Here is a 22,474-nt window from a genome sequence, read left to right on the forward strand (position 1 = left end):
GTCCGTAAACTGCTTGCGTGATTGATTCCGCCAACAAGAACTACTCCCCCGCTGCGCGTCATCCTGCCGATCAGACGCTGCCACGATGAGACACCCCCGTCATGAGCTGAACGCGCTGATCCACTCCCCCGTGCGCTTTTCGATCATGTGCTATCTCGGCTCGGTGGATGAGTGCGAGTTCTCCATCCTGCGGGACGCCGTCGATCTCTCAGATTCCAGCCTCTCCCAAAACCTCACCCGGCTCGACGACGCAGGATTCATCACGATCGAAAAACGCCAGTACGGTCGTCAGATGCGAACGTGGATCGCCAGCACGGAGGCCGGCAACGAAGCACTCCGGAACAACCTCATGATCCTCCGCGAGATTGCGGAGCACGATCCGGTGGGCGGGTAACCCACTCCCCACAACGGTTCCCCCAGCCCAGAGGGCTTCTTGGTGCGCAGCAGCGTCAGCCGGAAATCGCCCGTCAATAGGGGCTACCTATTGATGCAAGATACCGCTAGGGTGTGGCGTGTGGATACCCAGCAGGAAGCCATTCTCGTCCAGCTCCGCAAGGGCGTACTTGAATACTGCGTCATGGCGCAGCTGCTTCGTGCGCCATCCTATGGTCTGCAACTGGCCACGGATCTCTCCCGTTTTCCGGCCTTATTCGCCAGCGAAGGAACTCTCTATCCGCTCCTCGCCCGGCTTCGCAAACAGGGAATGGTCGAAACCACCTGGCAGGAATCCGCCTCGGGGCCGCCGCGGCGATATTACAAACTCACCCAGCAGGGGGAGGCTGCCCTGGCGTCCTTCCAGGATGCCTGGGGACCCTTCACCGCAGCAGTCACCTCAGCTTTAAAGGAGGCCGAAGAGTGAACGCCGATGCAATAAAGAAGCCGCTGCCCGATTCACCGCTCGTTGCTGCGTACCTCGCCGACCTTGAGCACGCGCTGGCCCATTCGGCGGACCGGGAGGAAATCGTCGCATCGGTGCGTGAACACATCATTGACGCGCTGGACGCCGGACAACATGCTCCAGAAGCAGTCCGAACAATCCTGCACGAGTTGGGACCCGTGGAGCGGATCGCCCGCGAAGCCTCTGGAAGCGCTGCGGAACCGGAGTCTCGTACTGCGACGTGGGGAAATGTGGCCGCCACGGTGGCTGCGTTCCTGAGCTTGATTCTGGTCTTCATCCTGCCCTTTGTGGCTGTTCCGCTTGCTTTCGGAGCCCTGGTTGCCGGGTTGGTGACGTTCCCGCGAGGGTCCTCGCGCCGTCGTGCGGTGGATTGGCTGCCTATCCTCATCAGCGCTGCGTCGCTGACCATCACGCTGTTGGGTGCCCTATTCTTTCTGCCCGCAGGCGACCCCGTGCCCGCTGGCCCGGCGCTGGAACAGTCAGTTCCCGCTGCCACAGTGCAGAATTAACTGCCCCGCTGCGCTGAACGGCCGTGGGCCAGTCCGGTAGGAATACCCAGGAACTGCGATTCCGGTGCGGTGTCCGTTCCACAGCACGACGACGCCGCAGGCTCCGATTCAGGGGCCGCAGAGGTCCCGCAGCAGGACTCCGCTGGGCCTTCGGCAGCAGGCGCGTCGCAGCTGCTGCCGAGATCGGTGGAGCAGACGCCCGTTTCGGGCAGGACCAGCTGCACGTCGTTGGCGGCCTGCTGGTCTCCGGCCAGGGCTGCGGCAATGGAGCGGACCTGCTCATAGCCGGTGGCCATCAGGAACGTGGGGGCCCGCCCATAGGACTTCATGCCCACAATGTAGAAGTCCTTCTCCGGGTGGGACAGCATTTTGGCGCCGTGGGGTGCCACGGTGCCGCAGCTGTGGAACTCGGGGTCGATCAGCGGACCGAGTTCCCGCGGTGCCTCCACTGCCGGGTCAAGGTCCAGCCGGATTTCGCGCAGCATGTCCAGGTCCGGGCGGAAACCGGTGCCGGGACCAGCAGGTCCACGTCCAGCTGCTGCTCCCCTGCCGGGGTGCTGCCGATGACGGCCAGGGTGTCCGAGGGTTTGAAACCGGTGATGGTGAAGGAGGTGTGCAGTTCGATGCGCCCTTCCTCCACCAGGGTGCGCAGCCGGCTGCCCAGTGCTCCGCGGGCAGGCAGGCCGTCCAGGTCACCGCCGCCGTAGACCCCGGCCGGGGAAGCATTGCGGATGGCCCAGCTGATCCTGGTGCCTCGGGCCTGCGCCGCAAGTTCCCCCAGTTCCAGCAGGGTGTTGGCTGCCGAGTGCCCGGCACCCACCACCAGCACGTGTTTGCCCGCGAACCGGTCCCGGTCCCGCCCGGTGACATCAGGCAGCGGCCCGGTGATCAGCCCGGCCTCGAAAGCCTCCACTTCACCAACGGCAGGCAGCCCCGCCTGGCCCAGCGGGTTCGGTGTGGACCAGGTACCCGAAGCATCAATAACTGCCCGGGCCCGGTAATCGGTGACCGTGCCCTCGTCGTTGCGCACCCGGACCAGGAACGGCGTCGTCTCGCGCCCTGAAGTGCGGGTCTTGTCCAGCCCTTCGCGGCTGACGGACAGGACCCGGGTGGAGGTGTGCAGCGCCGCGGCAATAGCCGGAACGGCGGCCAGCGGCCGCAGGTACTGCTCCAGGAGTTCGGCACCGGTAGGCAGCGTCTCGCCGTCAGGCTCCTGCCATCCGGTGGACGCGAGCAGGCGGCGGGCGGCGGCGTCGACGTCGTACTGCCACGGCGAGAACAGCCGGATGTGGCCCCAGGAAGCGACGGCGGCCGCGGGCGTCTGCCCGGATTCGAAGATGATCGGCGTCAGGCCACGTTCCAGCAGCTCGGCCGCGGCGGCCAGGCCCACGGGGCCGGCACCAATCACGGCGACGGGAAGCTCAGCGGGGGTGTCGGTAGACATAAAAAGGTTTCCTTTGGTTGGGTATTAGTCGGCCGGAAGCAGATCGGCGATGAGCGCCTGAGTGCGGACCTTGATCTCGTCGCGGATGGGCCGTACGGCGTCCAGCCCCTGGCCTGCGGGATCCTCAAGCTTCCAGTCCTCGTAGCGTTTGCCGGGGAAGATGGGGCAGGCATCGCCGCAGCCCATGGTGATCACGACGTCGGACTCCCGGACTGCTTCGACGGTCAGCACCTTTGGCAGCTCCGCGGACATATCGATGCCGTCCTCCGCCATGGCTGCCACGGCGGCGGGGTTGACGGCGTCTGCGGGTGCGGAGCCCGCGGAGCGGACCTCAATCCGCCCCTGGCCAAGGGCCCGCAGGTAGGCAGCCGCCATCTGGGACCGGCCGGCGTTGTGCACGCAGACGAACAGGACGGAGGGCTTTTCAGTGCCTGAACTCATCGATTCGTCTTTCCCGTGGAGGAGGTAAGGACGGGTTCGGCAGCGGGCCAGTATTTCCTCCGCGCCCAGAGGGCAACGTAAACGAGAGCCACCAGGACGGGTACTTCAATCAGCGGACCAACGACGCCGGCCAGCGCCTGCCCGGAGGTCACCCCGTAGGTACCGATGGCCACAGCGATGGCCAGTTCAAAGTTGTTGCCCGCCGCGGTAAACGCCAGCGTGGTGGTGCGGGGGTAACCCAGGTTCAGGAGCCTGCCCAGCAGCATGCCGATGCCGAACACCACGACGAAGTAGAGCAGCAGCGGCAGCGCGATCCGCACGACGTCGAGCGGGTTGGAGGTGATTTCATCCCCCTGGAGGGCGAACAGCAGCACGATCGTGAACAGCAGCCCGTACAGGGCCCACGGGCCGAGTTTGGGCAGGAACGTGCCCTCGTACCAGTCGCGGCCCCGGGCTTTCTCCCCGACGGTGCGGGTGAGGAAGCCAGCCAGCAGCGGGATGCCCAGGAAGATCAGGACGCTGCTGGTGATGGCCCAGAAGGAGAACTCCACGCTCGTGGTCTGCAGTCCCAGCCACCCCGGCAGGACCTGCAGGTAGAACCAGCCCAGTGCGCCGAAGGCCAGGACCTGGAAGACGGAGTTGATGGCCACCAGCACGGCGGCAGCCTCCCGGTCGCCACAGGCGAGGTCGTTCCAGATCATCACCATCGCGATACAGCGGGCCAGGCCCACGATGATCAGCCCGGTGCGGTATTCGGGCAGGCCCGGGAGGAAGATCCAGGCGAGCGCGAACATAAACGCCGGTGCGGCCAGCCAGTTCAGCACCAGGGAAGTGATCATCAGCTTCCGGTCCGTCACCACTGCCCGGGTCTCGTTGTAGCGGACCTTGGCCAGCACCGGATACATCATCACCAGCAGGCCGACGGCGATGGGCAGCGACACGTTGGCTACCTTCAGCGAATCCAGTGCGGGACCGATGCCCGGCACCACCCGGCCCAGCAGCAGGCCCGCGCCCATCGCGGCAAGGATCCAGACGGGCAGGAACCGGTCCAGGGTCGACAGCCTGGCCGGAACCTGGCCAGCTTCCGCCGGCGTAGCGGGATTGCTCACTTAACTCCTCCGGTGATCTGCGATTAGGTATCGATCAATGTCGATATCCGTCCCTCCCGAGTATTCCGTCAGGCATCGACGGATGTCAATCTGTGCATAATGGAGGAATGAAGACCCTCCAGCCAGCTTCCGCTCCTGTTGCCGAGGTGTGCTGCACACCAGTGACTCAGGAGGCCATCAGCGCAGAGGAGGCCCAGCGCTTTGCCCAGTTACTCAAAGCTGTGGCAGAGCCGACCCGGCTGCGTCTGGTCTCCCTGATTGCCGCCCAGGACAACAAGGAGGCCTGCGTCTGCGACCTGACAGAACCGGTTGGCCTGGGTCAGCCCACCGTCTCGCATCACCTGAAGATCCTTGTGGACGCCGGGATCCTGCACCGTGAAAAGCGCGGTGTCTGGGCGTACTACTCCATTGTCCCTGGCGCCTTGGAGCGCGCCGCAGCTGTTCTCTCCCCGCGCTAGGTGCCGCCGTCGGCTGGCGCCGCCCGGCGAACCCCGTGCTGACACCTCCAGCCTCCGGGACCATACTGGACAAATGGGCAAGCTTCTTTCTTCCTGGCGGCGGCAGCTCGTCGGCACGTTCAGCAACAACTCCGAGACCATCCCGGAATGGGAACTCGAGCTCGCCAACGGCACCGATCCGGGTTACTACGGACCGGACTCGGCGGTCTGGGCCGTGCACGGATCCATGACCACGATCATCGCCGGAATCCGCGCCCTGCTGCTGCAGGCCCTGCACCCGGGAGCGATGGCCGGAGTGCGCGACTACTCCAATTACAAAGAAGACCCGCTCGGCCGGCTGGCGGGCACCATCCGCTGGATCTTCACCGTCACCTACGGGGATACGACGGCGGCCCGCAGCGCCTCGAACTGGGTGCTGCGGCTGCACGAACGGGTTCAGGGCACATACGAAGACGCCGCCGGCACCGTACGGCCGTACTCGGCGAACGATCCCGAGCTCGCCCGCTGGGTCCATCTGGCCTTCACCGACGCGTTCCTGACCTCGCACATGGAGTTCGGCGGGCCCATTCCCGGCGGACCGGACCAGTACGTGGCCGAGTGGGCCGCCGCCGGTGAACTGATGCAGATCGAGAACCCGCCCCGGGACCTGGCCGGTCTGCGGAAGCAGATGGCAGCGTTCGATCCCGAGCTGCGTTCCAGCCCCACCGTCGAAGAGGTGGTGCATTTTCTTCGCCACCCTCCACTGCCGAAGAACCAGCTCATCGGCTACCGCGTCCTGTTCGCCGGCGCCGTCGCCTCCCTGGAACCGCGGCACCGCGAACTGCTGGGGCTGAAGGAGCCCAGGATCGGCCCCTTCAAGCTGCCGGTGCACGGCCCGGTGAAACTGGTGCTGCGGGTGATCCGGTTCGGACTCGGAAACATGGGCCCGTCCGAACGATCCGCCCGCGAGCGCATCGCCCGGTTGGAAGCCGCCCAGCGCCAGGCTTCCGGGCAGGAGACTGGCCGGCGGTTGCAGCAGGGCGCCCAGCAGCCGAAGCAGCAGGGACCCAGCCGTAGCCCCGGCCACACCCCTGCCTGACCGAAATCACACGGAAACGGGCTTCCGATCCCCCGGAATCCGGTGGAAGAATTGTAAATAAATCCGCTAAGCAGCCTTCCCTTCACAGAAAGGAACTATGCGCAGGACTGTCCCTTCCCTGGTTATCGCTTCAATACTCGCCTTGGGCGGTGTCGCCTCCTGCGCGGCACCGGAATCGGCACCCGAAACGACCGCCACGGCATCGGCAGCACCCTCCTTCTCAGCGGAGCAGCTGGACATCGTGGCGCCGGCGGACGCCCGGGCGATCACCAACCCGGCAGATCCCAAGGCCACCCTGGTCCTCTTCACCGACTACGAGTGCCCCTACTGCGCCAAGATGGACGCACTGATCCAGCAGGCCGCAGAAGACTACGGGGACGAGGTCCGCATCCTCGTGCGGAACTACCCGCTGTCCAAGCACCTGAACGCGGAGCCGGCTGCCCAGGCCGTGGAAGCCGCCGCGGAGCAGGGCGCGCTGCAGGACATGGCGGCAACCATCTTCGAGCATCAGGAGGACTGGGCCGCGGAGATCGACCCGGATGACATCTTTGCCCAGTACGCCGAAGATCTGGGCCTGGACGTGGAGAAGTTCCGCGCCGACTACTCCTCCGAGGCCATCAAGGCCCGCGTGGCGAAGGACCTGGCAGATGCCAAGGCACTGCAGGTCAAAGGCACCCCCACCCTGATCCTGGACGGCCAGATGCTGCAGCTGAAATCGGTGGACTACGCCGAACTCCAGGAACCGCTGGACGAGGCCGTCGCCAACTGACACCGGCCTCGGGCTGAGGGCGCGTCCCCTTTCGGTGACGCGCCCTCTTTCGGTGACGCGCTCTTCTAAATGTCGCGACCCGCTGTCGAGGGCCGCGAGCCCTCTAAGGACAGGCGGCCGTGAAGGCGGACGCCTTTTGAAGACGGCCTAGCCGGCTACACCCGGCCAAACGCCACCACGCAGTTCTGCCCGCCAAAGCCAAACGCATTGGTCACGGCGTACCGCACGTCCTGCTCCCGGGCAGTGTTGGGCACATAGTCGAGGTCGCATTCCGGGTCCGGGGTGGCGTAGTTGATGGTCGGCGGAATGACGCCCTCCACGATCGACATCGCGCACAGCAGCGACGCCAGGGTCCCGGCCGCACCGATCAGGTGCCCGGTCATCGACTTCGGTGCGGTTACCGCCAGCTCCGGGGCATGCGCGCCAAAGACCGTGTGCAGGGCCATGGTTTCCGTGCGGTCGTTGGCCTTGGTGGACGTTCCGTGCGCACACACCAGGTCCACGTCCGCCGGATCCAGCCGGGACTGCTCCAGCGTCCGGGAAATCGCCCGGGCAGCGTACGTGCCGCTGGGTTCCGGCGCCACAATGTGGAACGCGTCCGACGTCATCGCCCCGCCCAGCACCTCCGCATACACCCGCGCCCCGCGTGCCCGGGCATGCGCGAGCGTCTCCATCGTGCACACCACCGCGCCCTCGCCGAAGACGAAACCGTCGCGGTCGGCGTCGAACGGGCGGCTGGCCTCCTGCGGCACGTCATTGTTCCGCGAGAGCCCGCGCATCGCCGTCAGTCCCGCGAACATCACCGAGGTGATCGCGGCGTCGGTTCCGCCCGCAATCACGACGTCGGCGTCCCCCGCCAGCAGTAGCCGCCGCGCCTCGAGCAGGGCGTGCGTACCGCTGGCGCAGGCGAGCGCGCTGGCATTAACCGGACCGTGCACGGCCAGGTCGATCGCCACCTCGCAGGCGGGCATGTTGGTCAGCGAGGACGCGACGAAACTCGGACTGATCGGCCGGATCCCACTGGCTTCGAACAATGTCGTAGCGTCCTGGATCTCCGGATACCCGGACACGGCACTGTTAATGACGACGGCGGCGTCCGTCTCCTCCAGCGAGGGGCCCAGGCCGGCGTCGGTCACCGCTTCCCGGGCCGCGGCGACGGCCAGCTGCGAGGCCCGGGAGGACCGGTTGATCCGTTTGACCGGCAGCCACGCCGCGGGGTCGAAGCCCTTCACTTCCCCGGCGATCCGGGTGGGGAAGTCCGACGCGTCGAACGCCGTGATCCGGTCGATCCCGCTTTTGCCCTGCTTCAGTGCCTCCCAGGTCAGCGGCCAGGATCCGCCCAGCGGGGTCTGCGCCCCCATCCCGGTGATGACTACGCGTTCGGTGCTCACTACCAGACCACCTTCATTCCGCTGCCGCCGTTCGTTCCGTTGTTACGGCCGCGTCCGCCCCCGGTACCGCTCCTGGTGCCGTGAAGTTTCCGGCTGCCAGGTCCTGCACCGCGGTCTCCGCCAGCTTGAAGTGCATCTTCTTGCCGGTGGCCGTCACGGGGACCTCGTCGACAAACCGGTAGGCGCGCGGGCGTTTGAAGTCCGCCAACCCGGGATGCGCCAGGCAGAACGCGTCCAGGCTGCCGGCGTCGGCGTCCCCGCTGCGGATCACGTACGCCACCACCCGCTGGCCCCACTGGTCATCCGGGACACCGACCACCACGGCATCCAGGACGCCCGGATGCTCGGCGAGGACCCCTTCCACCTGCACCGGGTGGATGTTCTCGCCGCCGGAAATGATCATGTCGTCCTTGCGGCCCAGGATGGTGACAAACCCGTCCTCGTCCCAGGTGGCCATGTCCCCGGGATAGAGCCAGCCGTCGTGGAACTTCTCCTCCTCCACCGCCGGGAGGTTGACGTAGCTGTACCCGGATTTCGGCGAGCGCATGATGACCTCTCCGGCCTCCGTGCCGTCCTGCGCCGCCAGTTCCTCCGGCCGTCCCCGCCGGTCCGGAAAGACCTTCACGACGGCGACGTCGTCATCCGTGCAGGACCGCCCCGCGGTGCCGGCGCGTTCCGGCAGGTCCTCCGGGCGCAGGAACGTGTTCCAGAAAGCCTCGGTGGTGCCGTACCCATTGAAGATCCGCGGCGTCAGCAGCTCCTGGTACCGCAGCGCTGCGGCCCGGTCCAGCGGTGCGCCCATAGTGACAATGCCCTTGAGCGTGCCCAGATCCCGCGGCTGTTTCTCCTGCTCCGCGGCGATCATCTCCAGTGTGGTCGGGGCGCCGATCAGGAAGGTCAGCCCGTACTCCCCCACCCAGTCCAGCACCGTTCCCGGGGAAAAGCTGCGCAGCGGCACCACGCCTGCCCCGATATAGAAGGCCGGGGTGGGCCCGCCCGAGTGCAGTCCGCCGCGGTGGAACCACGGCGTCATGTTCAGCGTCCGGTCGGTGGGAGACAGCGGGAAGTGCATGATCACGTCGTGCGCGCTCATCACCTCGGCGATCGACGGCAGCGCCACCCCCTTGGGCATGCCGGTGGTGCCGGAGGTATACAGGCGGGTGGTCTCCTCATAGATGGAGAAGTCCGTCGGCAGCGCCGGCGGGGTTCCGGCAGCCTGCGCCAGGCCCTCGGCAAAGTCCTCCCAGCCCGCTGGGACCTCCGCCGCCCCGACCGCCAGCAGCGCCGGGCGGACATCTGCGGATTCCAGTGCCTGCGCAGCGGCGGCCGCGCACTCGGCGTCGACAATCAGCACCCGCGGCTCGCTATCGCGGAGGATGTGCGCGGTCTCTCCGGGCGCGAGCCGGTAGTTCACGGGCACGCTGATAGCGCCAAGCCGCTGGGTGGCCAGGTAGAGCAGCGCGAACTCGGGCCCGTTGAACAGCTGGTACATCACCCGGTCCCCGCGCCCTACACCCCGGGCGGCCAGCAGCGCAGCGCAGCGCTCGACGTCGGCCCCCAGCTCCGCGTAGGTCCAGGTCCGGCCGCTGGGCGGATCGATCAGGGCCACTGAGTTCCGGTAGCGCGCGACGTTGCGCCGGAACCCGGCCGCGTAGGTCATCTGGTGCTCGAAGTATTCCTTGAACCGCCCTGGATCGTACTGCATTGCAGCTCATCCTTTCTCAGGAATCCTGCCGCCGCTGCGGCCGGTCGGGAAGGGCCACCGGGTCCGTGGTTTCGCTGAAGAACGGCGGGGCAATCACGGACAGACCCCCATCCACGGCCAGCGACTGCCCGGTAATGTACTCGGCGCCGGGTGAGAGCAGGAATTCCACGGCGGCGGCCATCTCATCCACGGTTCCCGGGCGGCCCTTCGGGATCCGGGAGATCACACTGTCCATCGGTGCCATGCCGTCCATGGTGTAGAAGTACTCCAGCGAATCGGAATCGATCAGGCCGCCGTTGACCGCGTTGACGTTGATCCCGTAACCGGCGAACTCCACGGCCATAAACCGGACAAAGGACTCGACGGCGGCCTTGTAGGAGCCCAGCGCCGCGTAGGTGGGGAAGGCCCGGACGCTGCCGTAGGAAGTCAGCGCGACGATCCTGCCGCCGTCGTCCATCAGTTTGACCGCCTCCTGCGAGCCCAGGACGAACGGCCGGACGTTCACGGCATAGGCGCGGTCCAAATGGTGGGTCTTGAGGTCAACGACCTTCTTGAACGCGGCGGCCGCAGCATTGTTGACGTAGTAGTCCAGCCGCCCGTATTCGGCGGCGGCCGCGTCGAACAGTTTGATGATGTCCTCAGGGTTTTCGATGTCCGCCTGCACCGCCAGCCCGCCGCCGCCGAGCCGCTGCAGCTCGGCGACCGTTTCCTTCGCGAGGTCCGCGTTCCTGCGGTAGCCAACCACCACCTGCGCTCCCTGCGCCGCGAGCCGCTCCGCGATCCGGCGGCCAATGCCGCGCGAGGCTCCGGTGATCAGGGCAATCTTGCCGTCGTGTTCCACGGGCAACCTTCCGCACCGTGTACGCGGCGCCGGCGTCTCGATTCGGGCTGCGGTCCGGACCGGGAGGTCCGGAAGCCGCGCGGAGCCGTTGTTAGGGCCGGATTCGGCCGGTGTGCAACGGACCCCCTTGGTCCGTAAATCCTGATCCTGCGGGGTGCGTGCGTCAAGGGTGCCCGGACACGTCTGCGGTTCCGCGTTGGCTTCCGGGAAGGGACGGCGGGCAGTGCGGGGGAAGGGAGGCTAGGAGCGCAGGTACGCCAGGGTTGCCAGCACCCGGCGGTGTCCGCTGTCCGACGGCGCGAGCCCCAGCTTCGCGAAAATGTTGCCGATGTGTTTGCTCACCGCGGTTTCCGACACGGAAATCGACGTCGCGATGGCGGTGTTCCCCAGGCCCTCGGCGACTAGGCCCAGCACCTCAAACTCGCGCGGGGTCAGCGACCGGATGGGATCCTGGGTTCCGCGGCGGCTGAACAGCTGGGCTATGACCTCCGGATCCATGACCGTTCCGCCGGCCGCCACGCGCCGCAGACCGTCCACGAACTCGCCGACGTTACCCACGCGCTCCTTCAACAGGTATCCCACACCCTGGGCACCGGAGGCCAGCAGCCGGGTGGCATAGCGGTCCTCCACATAGGCAGAGAGGACCAGCACCGGGAAATCAGGTACCCGGGAGCGGAGTTCCAGCGCGGCCCGCAGGCCTTCATTGGTGAAGGTGGGCGGCATCCGGACGTCGAGCACCGCGGCGTCCGCGCTGCCGGGTTCGAAGGCGGCCAGGAGATCGTCCGCGTTGTCCCAGGAGCCCGCCACCTCAAAGCCCTCACTCTTGAGCAGCAGCTCCAGGCCGGCCCGCAGCAGGGCATCATCCTCCGCGATTAGAAGGCGCATGGCAGTTCCACCCTTAGCTTTGTCGGTCCGCCCGCCGGACTCACCAGTATCAATCTGCCGCCGAATGCAGCGGCCCGCCGGGCGATTCCGGCAAGGCCGGTGCCGGTTCCGACGTCGACGGCCGCCGTGACCGTGCCTGCGCCCGCATCGGTGCCTGCAGCGGTGGCGCTCCCGGCGGTGACGCTGGCCCGCGAAGGCACCTCGGCCCCGCCGCGGCCGTCGTCCGCCACCTCGATCACCAGCACATCCTCCCGCGGGGTCGATTCGGTCCGCAGAACCACCTCGATCCGGGAGGCGCTGGAGTGCTTGGCCGCATTCGTGAGGGCTTCAGCGAGCACAAAATACGCGGCCGACTCCACGGCTGCGGGGGCCCGCTGCAGCCCCTCGACGTCGAGGGAACACGGAACCGGTGACCTGCTGGTCAGCGCCGAGGCGGCTCCGCCCAGGCCCAGCTCGTCCAGGACCGGCGGATAAATATCATGGACCGCGGCGCGGAGGCCGGCCAGGGCCTCGGACGCCGCGTCCTGCGCCCGGCCAATAAACGGAACCGCAGCGGCCGGGTCGGTTTCGGCCGCCCGCTGGGCCAGGCCAAGCATCATCACAACACCCACCAGGCGGTTCTGCGCGCCGTCGTGCAGTTCCCGTTCGATCCGGCGCAGCTCGGCCGCGTGGGCGGCGAGCGCATTGGCGCGGGCGGCGGACAGGTCCTGGATCCGGCGGGAGAGCTCCGCATACCTCCGGGGCGAGAGGATGCCGAGCGTGCCCTCGCTGATCCGCCGCGCCAGCCACGGCAGCAGGAACCAGGCCAGCACACCGTAGGCCACGCCCAGGACCATGGTGAAGGCCGCATCGCTCCAGCTGGTGATCGCAATGGTCATTTCCAGCGGCGTTTCGGGCGGAAAGAGCGGCCACAGCGGGGACGCCACCACATACAGCACGGCGCCCAGCGGCAGCACCAGGGCAACGGCGCCGGCCAGCAGCGCGAAGGCGGTGTGAAACAGGAGCCAGGAGAGGTCCCGCTTGGTTTCGGGAGCGCTCAGCAGCGCGGCCAGTTCCGTGAAGGAATACCGGCCGGCGAGCCGGCGCCGGTCAAAGGGGATCACCGCGGAAGCGAACGTCGCAGACCGGGCCTGCGCCTTCGCGGCCAGCAGGTTCACGCTTTCCAGCAGCTTCGGAACTGCGTATAACCCCACACCCAGCGGCAGGAACGGCAGCAGCGCGAGCCCGGCCACCAGCACGCCCAGCGACGCCGCCCAGTAGCCGCCCTCACGCAGGAGGAACGCCGCATCCCGGGCACGGGCTGCCAGGCTGGTTCGGCTGGGGGCTCTCACCCGTTGAATTATGCCCGACGCCGGAACGCCAGTCGGTATAGCCAGCTATACCTTGAATTGGGTTATTGGCTGTATGTCGTCCGTTTTTCCGAATCCGTAGCGTCGAAGAAAGCATCTTCACCGCCTCGTTCTAAGGAAAAACAATGTACTCGAATGCCGCTGAATTTCCCGGCTCCGCTGCCCTGCAGCTGCAGGGCATCTCGAAAAGCTACCGCTCCGGCAGCACCGCTGTTCCTGCTCTTCGCGACGTGTCCCTGGCCGTGCCGGCCGGCACGTTTACCGCGGTGATGGGCCCGTCGGGCTCCGGGAAAAGCACGCTGCTGCAGTGCGCTGCCGGTCTGGACTCCCCGGACAGCGGCAAGGTCCTGCTCGGAAACACCGAGATCTCCCGTCTGCGCAGCAGCGCCCTGACCCGGTTCCGCCGCGACCACGTGGGCTTTGTGTTCCAGTCCTACAACCTGCTGCCGCAGCTGACCGTGGCAGCAAACACCACCCTGCCGCTGCTGCTGGCCGGACGGGAAACGGATCACGAATGGCTGGACTATGTGCTGGAAGCTGTCGGCCTGGCCGGGCTCGGCGAACGAAAACCGCAGGAGCTCTCCGGCGGGCAGCAGCAGCGGGCCGCCATCGCCCGGGCACTGATCACCCGCCCCGACGTTGTCTTCGCTGATGAACCCACCGGTGCGCTGGACTCCGGAACCGCACGCCAGGTCCTGGACCTGCTGCGGCACACCGTCTCAGCCCTGAACCAGACCGTGGTGATGGTGACCCACGATCCGATTGCTGCCAGCCACGCGGACAGCGTGATCTTCCTGGCCGACGGACAGCTGGACGGCAGCCTGGGCAACGCGAGTTCCCGCGATGTCGCCGACCGCATGGCCTACCTCGGGGAGCGCTGACATGCTGAGCCTCGCCAAAGCCTCCATCCGGCACCACCGCGGCGGATTCGCCGGAGTGTTCGTGGCCGTGTTCCTGTGTGCCGCGCTGATCACCGCCATGGGCGTCCTCATCGAATCGGGGCTGCGCGGCGGTACCGCCCCGCAGCGGCTGCAGGGCGCCGACGTCGTGGTGGGCGCACCCCAGGAGCTGCCGGTGCCCGAGGACCTTGCCGTTCCCTTTACGGAACGGGTCCTGCTGCCCGCCTCGGCCGTGGCTGACATCGCAGCCGTGCCGGGGGTGGAACGCGCCATTGGCAGCATCAGCATTCCGCTGGCCGCAGCGGATGGCCGGAGCGTCCCGGCCGCGGCCTGGGAGTCCGCGGCCCTGACCCCCTACACCCTCATGTCCGGTGCGCCGCCGCGCAGCGCCTCGGATGTGGTGGTGGATGAGTCCTTCGCGGCCGCACCGGGCGATCGGATCGTCCTGAGCCACGGCGGCGTGCCGGCCGAATACACCGTGTCCGGCGTTGCAGCGACCGCCTCCGCGGCCACAGGCGAAGCAGCGGCTCCCGCGGTCTTCCTCTCCACCGCCGGCGCCGGCGCGCTCTGGCCGCACGGTGACACGGTCGCCGTTGTGGGCGTCATCGCCGGGCCCGGGGTGAACCCGGACCAACTGGCAGCCGACATCGAGGCCAGCGTGGCCGGCGTCGTCGGCTATACCGGTGACCGGCGCGGGGACGTGGAAAACCTTGGCGGAGCCGGAGCACGGTCCATGCTGCTGCTGCTCAGCAGTTCACTCGCCGGCGTGGCCGTGATGACCGCCGTCTTTGTGACCGCGGGGACCCTGTCCCTGTCCATCCTGTCCCGCCGGCGCGAGTTCGCGGTGCTGCGTGCGGTTGGAGCCGGAGCCAACCAGACCCTGGGCCTGGTGGTCCGCGAAGTCCTCCTGGTCTCGGCCGCCGCGGCAGTGCTGGGAGCGGTACCCGGTTTCTGGCTGGCAGGGTTCCTGGGCGGCCAGTTTGCCGGGGCCGGTGTTATCCCCGGGAACTTCCAACTGGCTTTCAGCCCGCTGCCCGCACTGGCCGCCGTCCTGATCAGCGTTGGTGCAGCGGTGGGTGCCTCACTCACCGCAGCCCGCGGAACGGTGCGCACGGCCCCGACGACGGCGTTGCGCGGGGCGGTGACCGAAGCACCGCAGCTGGGCCGCGGCCGGATCATTACCGGTTTGGCGCTCCTGGGCGCGGGCGCCCTGACCGCCGTCCTGCCGGTGGTTGTGCCGGGTAACGGTGGCCTGGCCGCGGCAGGCTCAAGCATTCTGCTTCTGGTCATCGGTGCCGGGGTCCTTGGCCCGCTGCTGGTGACGGCTGTCCTCCGATTCGCCCGGCCGGTCCTGCGCCGCAGCACCTCGGCGCCGCTGGTGCTCGCGGACGCCAACGCGTCCGCCTTTCCCCGCCGGCTGGCCGCGGGGATGGTTCCCCTGGCGCTGGCCATCGCGCTGGGGTCGGTGCAGTTCTTTATGCCGACCACCGTGGAAGCCGAGGCGGCACAGCAGTCCCGCGACGGCGTCGTGGCCGATTATCTGGTCAGCGGGCCCGGCGGCATTTCCACTGATCTGGCCGGCCGGGTTGCTGCCCTGTCCGGCGTGGAAACCGCAGCTCCGGTGGCCCGCTCCAGTGTCCTGACCACTACCCGTTTCCTGGGGTTGGAGGACGAGGTGCAGCCCTACGCCGTTCAGGGCCTCCCCGCCGGGACCCTGGACGGGGCGCTGGACCTGGCCGTCCGGAAGGGTTCCCTAGACCGATTGTCCGAGCCCGGAACCGTCGCCCTGAGCACTGCTTTGGCCCACGAAGCCGGCGTGGAACCGGGGGATGACTTCCGGTTCTCCTACGGGGACGGAACGGAAGCGGCCGCCGTCGTCGTCGCCACCTACGAGCGCGGGCTGGGATTCGGCGACGTCGCTGTGGATAACGGGACGCTGCTCCAGCACACTACCTCGGGCCTGAACGACTATCTGCTGCTCACGGTGGAACCGGGTGCCGATGCCGGAGCGGTGGCGGCAGCCCTGCACGGACTGGGGCTGACCGTTCTGGACCGGGAGGACTTCGGCGCCGCCGGCGCCGGCGAACGGAACGCCCAGTCCTGGGTTTCCGTCATCGCCATGCTGATCCTGCTGGGCTATCTGGCTGTCTCGGTTGCGAACACGCTGATCATGGCCACGGCACGACGGCGTCCGGAGCTGGAGCTGCTGCGCACCCTGGGTGCCACCAACGCCCAGCTCCGCCGTATGACGGGAGCGGAATCGGTGCTGCTTGTTGTGCCCGCCATTATTCTGGGCACGGTCCTGGCCCTGCCGCCGCTGATGGGCATTGCGCTCAGCGTCTCGGGGCAGCCGCTGCCAACCATCCAACCGGGGGTGTTCCTGGCGCTCATCGGCGCAGCTGCTGTCCTTGGCCTCGGTGCGATCGCGGCGGCCACCCAGTTTGCCCTGCGTCCCGCGCAACGGACCTAACTCCGCCGAAAAACAGAAATGCCCCGGTCCGAGGACCGGGGCATTTCCCTGATGATTTCTCATCTGGCGGAGGATGGGGGATTTGAACCCCCGAGGGCGTTAACCCAACACGCGTTCCAGGCGTGCGCCATAGGCCGCTAGGCGAATCCTCCAGGCTTTGCTCGTCAAGAGCAGATACAAGACTACCGGATACCGGCTCAATTACCGAATCGGCACCTCACGCACCCCCGGACGCGGCCAGGTGTCCCCGACCCCAGCCGCGCACAGCAAGGTTGATCACCAGGATCGACAGCCAGGACAGCTCGGCCGCACTTGGACTGAGAAACGCGATGGGGATCGAGAGCAGGAACACCACCGGCGTGATGGGCGCGCGGACCCGGGCGTAGGCCAGCAGCCGCGGATCGACGTCGTCCCGGAACAGTCCACGCCACCCGCAGTAAACCCAGAGCAGCCAGTTCACCGTCCCGATCAGGCCTAGAGCTCCGGCATAAATTACGACGCCGAGGGGCTGGTCATCGTGCAGGGCCAGCATGTCGGTGGCATAGGCCAGCAGCGCCACGAAGAACAGCAGCAGCAGGTTCAACCGCTGAAGGCCACCGGTGTAGCCCTTCAGCAGCCGGAAAAGCCGGTGATGGCTGAGCCAATATGCACCGGCGACGGCGAAGGACAGGGCATAGGCGAAGAACTCCTGGCGCTGCTCCAGGACGGCCTGGCCCAGCTGATCGGCGGGAACCTGGGGAACCCGGATATCCACGGCAAGCAGCGTCATGGCGATCGCGAAGACCGCGTCGCTGAAGAACACGGTGCGGTCGAGGTCCGGCCCGGAATCCAGCCGGCGCCTGAAAGGGTTCTGTTTCTCCGGCACAGGGCCAGTGTGGCCTGCCTTGTCCGGGCGGGCCACGGTGGAGGCGGTTAAACAGATAAGGACCCGTACGTCTTTGTACGAGTCCTTATCACCAGAGAATGTCCGGCGGTGACCTACTCTCCCACACCCTCCCGAGTGCAGTACCATCGGCGCAGTGGGTCTTAGCTTCCGGGTTCGGAATGGGACCGGGCGTTTCCCCCACGCTATGACCGCCGTAACCCTATATCCACGCTTTCACGGGAAAATCTTGGGTCACTAACCGCGGGCCTGGCAGCTTTTCAGCTGTTCCTGCCTGCGGCGGTGATGCTCATTAATCATAACGTAAGATTCGGGGGCCTGCGACCACCGGGGTCAGGCGGAGGACCTCCGCGATGCCGGATAGCGGGTGAGGAAGATGGACTCGGTGAGGGCCATTGATTCGATTTCCCGGGGATCCACGCTTTCATTCGGGGCGTGGATGAGGGCGAGCGGTTCCTCGACGCCGATCAGGATGATTTCCGCGTCAGGGTAGGTCTGCTCGAATACGTTGCAGAGCGGAATTGAGCCGCCTTGCCCCAGTCTCGTCATCGGCTTGTTGTAGGCCTCCTGGGCTGCTTCCGCCATGGCTGCGTAGGCGGGACCGTCGGTGGCTGCCTCGAAAGGAGACCCGGCCGCTTCGACCTCCACCGTGACGTGCACACCCCACGGCGCGGCGGCCTGCAGATGCCCAACGAAGGCTGATTGGGCAGCTTCCGGGGTGACGCCGGGCGGGATCCGGAGGTTGAGCCGGGCGGCTGCCCGCGGAACGATGGCAGCCGTGGACCCGACGACGGGAGGAGCGTCGATGCCCAGGACCGTCACCGCGGGACGCGCCCACAGCATGTCTGAGACGGTGCCGTCCCCCAGCAGTGAGACTCCCTCCAACACCCCGGCGTCGGAGCGGAACTGCTCGGGCGGGTACTCCGCGCCGGACCAGGTGCGGCTGGCATCCAGGCCTGTGATGGTGGTGTTCCCCTGGTCATCGCGGAGGGTGGACAGGATGGCCACCAGGGCGGCGAGCGCGTCAGGCGCCGGGCCGCCGAACATCCCCGAGTGGATTTCGGAGGCGAGGGCCTCCACGCTGACGACGACGTTCACCATGCCCCGCAGGCTTACCGTGGCCGCCGGCTGGCCCACTGCGGCGTTGCCGGTGTCGCAGACCAGGATGGCGTCGGCGCGCAGCAGATCCGGATGGGCTTCGACGAAAGCCTCCAATCCCCCGGTACCCTGCTCCTCCGAACCTTCCACCACCAGTTTGAGGTTCACCGGCAGGTCTTCGCCGAGGGCGCGGAGCGCAGCCAGGTGCATGATGATGTTGCCTTTGCAGTCGGCCGCTCCACGCCCGTACCACCGGCCGTCCACCTCGGTCAGCTGAAAGGGCGGTGTCCGCCAGGCGGCGTCGTCGAGGGGCGGCTGGACATCATAATGCGCGTAGAGCAGCACGGTGGGGGCCTGGGGATCCGAGCAGGGCCTGGCCCCGATGACCACCATGCTTCCATCCGGGGTCGGTTCCAGGCGGGCATCGGCGAAGCCAAGCTCCGCGAACTTCTCCCTTACCCATTCCGCCGCACGCTGGCACTCCTCCGGAGGGAACTGCCGGGGATCCGCCACGGACCGCAGGGCCACCAACTCGGTGAGTTCCTTCTGGGCCTGCGGCATAAGGCCGGCTACGCGCTCTCGCAGCTCCATAATCAGCTTCCCGTCACGCTGTCGGTCTTGAGGTCTTCAATAGAGGCGTTGAAGTCGTCCAGTTCATCCGGGCAGTAGACCTCAATGATGAGCAGCTGTCCTTTTATCGCCCGTTTGTCCGAGATGACCGGCCGGGCGCCGGGACCGGTGGCCCCGTTGGTCAGCATCGAATTCAGCGTTGCCCGGCTGAGCGCTGCGTTCGGATTCGCACAGGCCGCACCGCCGTCGTCGCCCAGTACTCGTACGACCTGATCCTGGTCAGGGGGGTTTACCCCGGCCGCCTGAAGCAGCGTGATAAAGCGTTCGGCCTTCTCCTGTGCCTGCTGCGAGTTCCTGGCCGCACCGAAGGCGAGAATCCCCCACAGTGCGAGGCCGGCGAGAAGCACGCAGGCAACCACGTAGATCCAGGTGCGTTCCCGTTTGGGTTCATGCTCTGCCGGCGTACTCATGGGGCCACCGTCCCTTCCTGCTTCCAAGCGGGCTTACGGAACCGGTAGAACAGGAACGGCACCAGCAGGCCCAGGCCCAACGCGCCGCCGCCGACAATCAGGACGTAGATCCCGGGGTTGCCGGACGCGAACTGCGACGGCGGGACGAAGCCGACCAGCAGGGCGGCCAGGGAGGCAGCAAAGCCAACGCCGCACAGGCCCAGCAGCATGGGGGCCCGGAATCCCCGCGGGTGATCCGGGTGCTTCTGGCGGAGCCGGACCGCGGCCACGAACATCAGCAGGTACATGATCAGGTACACCTGGGTGGTGATGACCGAGAAGATCCAGTACGCGCTGGAGACGTTCGGCAGCAGCGCGTAGGCCAGGCCGATCACCGTGGTGACGATTCCCTGGACCACCAGGATGTTCTGCTGGACACCGTTCTTGTTGAGCTTCTGCAGGAACGGGGGGAGGTAGCCTTCCTGCCGGGATATGAGGAGCAGCCCCTTGGATGGCCCCGCCAGCCAGGTCAGCATGCCGCCGAGCGAAGCGGTGACCAGCATGATCCCGACGATCGGGGTCAGCCACTGCCATCCAAAGTTGGCGAAAACGGCGTCGAACGCCTGCATTACACCGGCCGTGAGGGAAAGCTGTTCCGCCGGAACAATCCAGCTGATGGCGAGGGCGGGAAGGATGAAGATCGCCAGAACCAGGCCCATGGCAAGGAACATCGCCTTGGGGTATTCCTTCGCGGGGTTCTTCAGCGAGGACACATGGACGGCGTTCATCTCCATCCCTGAGTAGGACAGGAAGTTGTTGACGATGAGCACAAGACTGGACAGTCCGGCCCAGGCCGGGAGGAGGTTCTCCGCCGTCATCGGCGCGGCCGATACGTTGCCCTGACCCAGGAAAACGACGCCGAGGGTCACCAGGACAACGCCCGGGATCAGCGTTCCGATGATCAGGCCGCCGCTGGCGAGGCCCGCGACTCCCTTGGTCCCGCGCGAGGAGACCCAGACGCCGGACCAGTAGACCACGATAATTACGCAGGCCGTCCACACCCCGCTGCTGGCTAGATGGGGATTGATGACGTAGGCGAGCGTACTGGCCACGAACCCCAGCAGGCTGGGGTAGTAAAAGATGGTCATCGCGAACTGGCACCAGACTGCCAGAAAGCCCATGGGCTTGGAGATGCCTTCGGAAACCCACTTGTAGATGCCGCCGGTCCAGCCGGAGGCAAGCTCCGCGGAAACCAGTGACGTGGGCAGCAGGAACACCAGGGCCGGGAGCAGATAAAGGAAGACGCAGGCCAGGCCGTACACAGCCATGGTGGGCGCCGCCCGCAGGCTGGCCACGGAGCTGGTGGTCATCATCGCCAGTGCGATCCAGGAGATCCACTGGGTATTAGTCACGCGGGTCCGTGCGGCGGGGACGGCTGCCTCACCGTCTGCCGGAATGTCGGCGGCGCTCATGGCGCCTCCCGATGGAGCACTGCAGTAATCATGGGTGCCTCCGACGAGGGTCAGATGATCAGGCGGTGAACAAAGTATGAAACCGGCGATCTACGCTGCGCTAACCCCGGAGACGGAAATGCCTCTGAAATCCGGAACTTCGCTGCGGGCGCCGAGGCGGGGCGCCGGGCGCTTACACGTTTTCCGGGGCGTCCTGGCCGGGTGTCGCCGAGGTAGGAAGCGTGAACGACTGCGCTGCGGCCGCTGCTGCTGCATCAGCCAGCGTTCCCTTCGCTGCACGGTGGCGGGCGATGACGAACGCCATGAGGACGCCGAGAAAACTGAAGACTGCCATCACCCATGAGGCCACCGAAAGCCCGGAGGCCAGGGCCGCATCCGGCAGGGCGCCGTCGTCGGTCTGGGCACTGATCACGTTGCCGTAGATGGTGGCGGCCAGGGCTGTGGCCACCGCGGCGCCAACGTACCGTGCCATGTTGGAGATCCCTGAGGCTCCGCCGACCTGATTTTCCGGCACCGCCGCCGTGGCCCCCGCCGAGGCGGGGCCGTTGGACAGTCCCATGCCAACCGCGATGGCGATCAACGGCAGCAAAAACGCGGTATAGGTCCACGACGCGTTGACCAGGGCCACGATCACAAAGCCTCCGGTAGTCAGGGCGAAGCCCAGCCCGATCGTCTGCCGGCCACCGAACTTTGCCGCCAGCCGGGGCACCAGCGGAGCCACCAGCACCAGTCCGACCGTCGCCGGAAGGGTGGCCAGTCCAGCCTCCAGCGGGCTGAGTCCCAGGGTGGCCGGATCCTGAAAGTACAGGCTCAGCAGGTACATCAGGGCGTTGATTGTGCCCGCCCCGATCAGGATGGCGATGGTCGAACCGACCAGGACGCGGTTGCGCAGGAGGGCAAGGTCCACGAGCGGGACCGCTACCCGGCGCTCGACGGCGATGAAGGCATACCCGGCTCCCACCGAGACTGCGAAGCAGCCGAGCGTTGCGAGCGAGAGCCAGCCCCACTCCCCGCTCTGGGTTACACCGAGAATGAGCGGTGTCAGCACCAGCGCAATCAGTACTGTGCCTGCATAATCGATGGTTTTCGGGCGGTTTGGATCCCTCGATTCGCGAACGGTTAGGGCGGTCAGGACCATGCACAGGGCCGCGATTCCGGCATCAATCCAGAAAAGCCCCTGCCATCCGGTGGCGTCGACCAGCAGGCCGCCGACCAGCGGGCCAGCCGCGGCGCCCACTGCCGCCGCAGCACCCCAGAGGGATACCGCCCGCACCTGGGCGTCGCCGGTGTTTGCCACCGAAAGGAGGCTGAGCCCGCAGGCCAGGATCGTCGCGCCGGCCGCTCCCTGGATCACGCGGCCGGCGATCACCATTCCTCCGGATCCGGCAAGCGCGATCAAGATGCAGGACAGGACGAAAAGGAGCAGCCCGAGCTGAAAGACCTTCCGCCGGCCGAAAACGTCGCCCAGCGAGCCGGAGGTAACGATCACCGCCGCTCCGACCAGGGAGTAGCCTGTCACCGCCCATTGCAGCGTCGTGACCGACGTCCCCGTATCTGCCGATATCGCCGGGAGCAGGATGCTGACCGCCGATGTGTTCGCGTTGACCACCAGTGTGGAGATGCAGGTTGCTGCCAGCACCCCTCCTGTCCGGGTGCCGACCTCTGCCGCATCGCTCATCGCATTGCCCTTCCACATCCGGTCCGGAGGGGGTGTTTTCACCATTCACGGTAGGGCAGGCGCTGTCCGCACTCCAGC

General features: G+C 67.0%; 20 protein-coding genes, 1 tRNA gene, 1 rRNA gene and 1 pseudogene. 8 read left to right on the plus strand and 15 right to left on the minus strand.

Going from position 1 to position 22,474, the window contains the following annotated elements; genetic code table 11:
- Nucleotides 1–85: 85 nt before the first annotated feature.
- The 3 genes from H9639_RS13925 to H9639_RS13935 all read left to right on the plus strand — a co-directional run bounded on the left by H9639_RS13925 (nucleotide 86) and on the right by H9639_RS13935 (nucleotide 1,407).
- Nucleotides 86–394: a transcriptional regulator gene (locus tag H9639_RS13925; RefSeq protein ID WP_191749182.1), complete on the plus strand. Its 309-nt coding sequence runs from the start codon at nucleotides 86–88 to the stop codon at nucleotides 392–394.
- 120 nt (nucleotides 395–514) lie between these two features.
- Complete coding sequence (locus H9639_RS13930; protein ID WP_318241914.1) at nucleotides 515–859, plus strand: PadR family transcriptional regulator; 345 nt, start codon at nucleotides 515–517, stop codon at nucleotides 857–859.
- Nucleotides 856–1,407 carry an HAAS signaling domain-containing protein gene (locus H9639_RS13935; RefSeq protein WP_191749179.1) on the plus strand — a complete coding sequence of 184 codons (552 nt, stop codon included), beginning with the start codon at nucleotides 856–858 and terminating at the stop codon, nucleotides 1,405–1,407. Before H9639_RS13930 ends, H9639_RS13935 begins: the two co-directional genes overlap by 4 nt.
- On the opposite strand, the pseudogene H9639_RS13940 reads toward H9639_RS13935, so the two are convergent.
- The 3 genes and pseudogenes from H9639_RS13940 to arsB form a co-directional block, all read right to left on the minus strand.
- Nucleotides 1,404–2,851: pseudogene (locus H9639_RS13940) on the minus strand (FAD-dependent oxidoreductase). The gene H9639_RS13935 and the pseudogene H9639_RS13940 sit on opposite strands and share 4 nt — an antisense overlap.
- Nucleotides 2,852–2,875: 24 nt before the next feature.
- A complete protein-coding gene (locus H9639_RS13945) occupies nucleotides 2,876–3,292 on the minus strand; it encodes an arsenate reductase ArsC (RefSeq protein WP_191749175.1) in 417 nt (138 codons plus the stop codon).
- Nucleotides 3,289–4,401 carry an ACR3 family arsenite efflux transporter gene (gene arsB, locus H9639_RS13950; RefSeq protein ID WP_191749173.1) on the minus strand — a complete coding sequence of 371 codons (1,113 nt, stop codon included), beginning with the start codon at nucleotides 4,399–4,401 and terminating at the stop codon, nucleotides 3,289–3,291. The genes H9639_RS13945 and arsB overlap by 4 nt, the downstream gene beginning before the upstream one ends.
- Before the next feature lie 107 nt (nucleotides 4,402–4,508).
- Between arsB and H9639_RS13955 the strand changes: the two genes are divergently transcribed.
- The 3 genes from H9639_RS13955 to H9639_RS13965 all read left to right on the plus strand — a co-directional run bounded on the left by H9639_RS13955 (nucleotide 4,509) and on the right by H9639_RS13965 (nucleotide 6,706).
- Nucleotides 4,509–4,859: an ArsR/SmtB family transcription factor gene (locus H9639_RS13955; protein ID WP_191749171.1), complete on the plus strand. Its 351-nt coding sequence runs from the start codon at nucleotides 4,509–4,511 to the stop codon at nucleotides 4,857–4,859.
- A gap of 73 nt (nucleotides 4,860–4,932) precedes the next feature.
- Entirely contained in the window at nucleotides 4,933–5,937 is a 1,005-nt protein-coding gene (locus H9639_RS13960; RefSeq protein WP_191808672.1) for an oxygenase MpaB family protein, read from the plus strand.
- A 97-nt stretch (nucleotides 5,938–6,034) separates the two neighbouring features.
- Complete coding sequence (locus H9639_RS13965) at nucleotides 6,035–6,706, plus strand: DsbA family protein (protein ID WP_191808673.1); 672 nt, start codon at nucleotides 6,035–6,037, stop codon at nucleotides 6,704–6,706.
- Between the two features lie 155 nt (nucleotides 6,707–6,861).
- Here the strand turns inward: H9639_RS13965 and H9639_RS13970 are convergent, their stop codons facing one another.
- From H9639_RS13970 to H9639_RS13990, 5 genes are all read right to left on the minus strand, one after another.
- Nucleotides 6,862–8,097, minus strand: coding sequence for a beta-ketoacyl-[acyl-carrier-protein] synthase family protein (locus H9639_RS13970; protein ID WP_318242098.1), 1,236 nt, complete (start codon nucleotides 8,095–8,097; stop codon nucleotides 6,862–6,864).
- Nucleotides 8,098–8,110: 13 nt separating this feature from the next.
- Nucleotides 8,111–9,802 carry a class I adenylate-forming enzyme family protein gene (locus tag H9639_RS13975; protein ID WP_191808674.1) on the minus strand — a complete coding sequence of 564 codons (1,692 nt, stop codon included), beginning with the start codon at nucleotides 9,800–9,802 and terminating at the stop codon, nucleotides 8,111–8,113.
- A gap of 16 nt (nucleotides 9,803–9,818) precedes the next feature.
- Nucleotides 9,819–10,643 (minus strand): SDR family oxidoreductase, encoded by an 825-nt coding sequence (locus H9639_RS13980; RefSeq protein WP_318242099.1) that lies wholly within the window; start codon nucleotides 10,641–10,643, stop codon nucleotides 9,819–9,821.
- Nucleotides 10,644–10,883: 240 nt separating this feature from the next.
- Nucleotides 10,884–11,528, minus strand: coding sequence for a response regulator (locus H9639_RS13985; RefSeq protein WP_191808676.1), 645 nt, complete (start codon nucleotides 11,526–11,528; stop codon nucleotides 10,884–10,886).
- Nucleotides 11,516–12,859 (minus strand): sensor histidine kinase, encoded by a 1,344-nt coding sequence (locus H9639_RS13990; RefSeq protein ID WP_191808677.1) that lies wholly within the window; start codon nucleotides 12,857–12,859, stop codon nucleotides 11,516–11,518. Before H9639_RS13990 ends, H9639_RS13985 begins: the two co-directional genes overlap by 13 nt.
- Before the next feature lie 143 nt (nucleotides 12,860–13,002).
- Here H9639_RS13990 and H9639_RS13995 point away from each other — a divergent pair, with 143 nt between their 5' ends.
- Entirely contained in the window at nucleotides 13,003–13,758 is a 756-nt protein-coding gene (locus H9639_RS13995; RefSeq protein WP_191808678.1) for an ABC transporter ATP-binding protein, read from the plus strand.
- A 1-nt stretch (nucleotide 13,759) separates the two neighbouring features.
- Entirely contained in the window at nucleotides 13,760–16,246 is a 2,487-nt protein-coding gene (locus H9639_RS14000; RefSeq protein ID WP_191808679.1) for an ABC transporter permease, read from the plus strand.
- A 64-nt stretch (nucleotides 16,247–16,310) separates the two neighbouring features.
- Here H9639_RS14000 and H9639_RS14005 read toward each other — a convergent pair.
- The 7 genes from H9639_RS14005 to H9639_RS14035 form a co-directional block, all read right to left on the minus strand.
- A tRNA-Ser gene (locus tag H9639_RS14005) sits at nucleotides 16,311–16,398 on the minus strand.
- Between the two features lie 65 nt (nucleotides 16,399–16,463).
- Nucleotides 16,464–17,111 (minus strand): TMEM175 family protein, encoded by a 648-nt coding sequence (locus H9639_RS14010; protein ID WP_191808680.1) that lies wholly within the window; start codon nucleotides 17,109–17,111, stop codon nucleotides 16,464–16,466.
- Nucleotides 17,112–17,211: 100 nt separating this feature from the next.
- A 5S ribosomal RNA gene (gene rrf, locus H9639_RS14015) occupies nucleotides 17,212–17,328 on the minus strand.
- A 134-nt stretch (nucleotides 17,329–17,462) separates the two neighbouring features.
- Entirely contained in the window at nucleotides 17,463–18,818 is a 1,356-nt protein-coding gene (locus H9639_RS14020) for a dipeptidase (protein ID WP_191808681.1), read from the minus strand.
- 2 nt (nucleotides 18,819–18,820) lie between these two features.
- Nucleotides 18,821–19,267 carry a hypothetical protein gene (locus tag H9639_RS14025; protein ID WP_191808682.1) on the minus strand — a complete coding sequence of 149 codons (447 nt, stop codon included), beginning with the start codon at nucleotides 19,265–19,267 and terminating at the stop codon, nucleotides 18,821–18,823.
- The gene (locus H9639_RS14030) at nucleotides 19,264–20,718 is read right to left on the minus strand and encodes an APC family permease (RefSeq protein ID WP_191808683.1); all 1,455 of its coding nucleotides are present in this window, start codon (nucleotides 20,716–20,718) and stop codon (nucleotides 19,264–19,266) included. The genes H9639_RS14025 and H9639_RS14030 overlap by 4 nt, the downstream gene beginning before the upstream one ends.
- A gap of 172 nt (nucleotides 20,719–20,890) precedes the next feature.
- Entirely contained in the window at nucleotides 20,891–22,396 is a 1,506-nt protein-coding gene (locus H9639_RS14035) for an MFS transporter (RefSeq protein ID WP_191808684.1), read from the minus strand.
- Nucleotides 22,397–22,474: the final 78 nt, after the last annotated feature.

Source organism: Arthrobacter gallicola (genome assembly GCF_014836775.1).
Classification (GTDB): domain Bacteria; phylum Actinomycetota; class Actinomycetes; order Actinomycetales; family Micrococcaceae; genus Arthrobacter_B; species Arthrobacter_B gallicola.

Coding starts and splice junctions, on each gene's coding strand:
- H9639_RS14025 (WP_191808682.1), bottom strand. CDS start 19,267: ATGAGTACGCCGGCAGAGCATGAACCCAAACGGGAACGCACCTGGATC.
- H9639_RS13985 (WP_191808676.1), bottom strand. CDS start 11,528: ATGCGCCTTCTAATCGCGGAGGATGATGCCCTGCTGCGGGCCGGCCTG.
- H9639_RS13925 (WP_191749182.1), top strand. CDS start 86: ATGAGACACCCCCGTCATGAGCTGAACGCGCTGATCCACTCCCCCGTG.
- H9639_RS14030 (WP_191808683.1), bottom strand. CDS start 20,718: ATGAGCGCCGCCGACATTCCGGCAGACGGTGAGGCAGCCGTCCCCGCC.
- H9639_RS13960 (WP_191808672.1), top strand. CDS start 4,933: ATGGGCAAGCTTCTTTCTTCCTGGCGGCGGCAGCTCGTCGGCACGTTC.
- H9639_RS13955 (WP_191749171.1), top strand. CDS start 4,509: ATGAAGACCCTCCAGCCAGCTTCCGCTCCTGTTGCCGAGGTGTGCTGC.
- H9639_RS13975 (WP_191808674.1), bottom strand. CDS start 9,802: ATGCAGTACGATCCAGGGCGGTTCAAGGAATACTTCGAGCACCAGATG.
- H9639_RS14020 (WP_191808681.1), bottom strand. CDS start 18,818: ATGGAGCTGCGAGAGCGCGTAGCCGGCCTTATGCCGCAGGCCCAGAAG.
- H9639_RS13965 (WP_191808673.1), top strand. CDS start 6,035: ATGCGCAGGACTGTCCCTTCCCTGGTTATCGCTTCAATACTCGCCTTG.
- H9639_RS13945 (WP_191749175.1), bottom strand. CDS start 3,292: ATGAGTTCAGGCACTGAAAAGCCCTCCGTCCTGTTCGTCTGCGTGCAC.
- H9639_RS14035 (WP_191808684.1), bottom strand. CDS start 22,396: ATGAGCGATGCGGCAGAGGTCGGCACCCGGACAGGAGGGGTGCTGGCA.
- H9639_RS14000 (WP_191808679.1), top strand. CDS start 13,760: ATGCTGAGCCTCGCCAAAGCCTCCATCCGGCACCACCGCGGCGGATTC.
- H9639_RS13995 (WP_191808678.1), top strand. CDS start 13,003: ATGTACTCGAATGCCGCTGAATTTCCCGGCTCCGCTGCCCTGCAGCTG.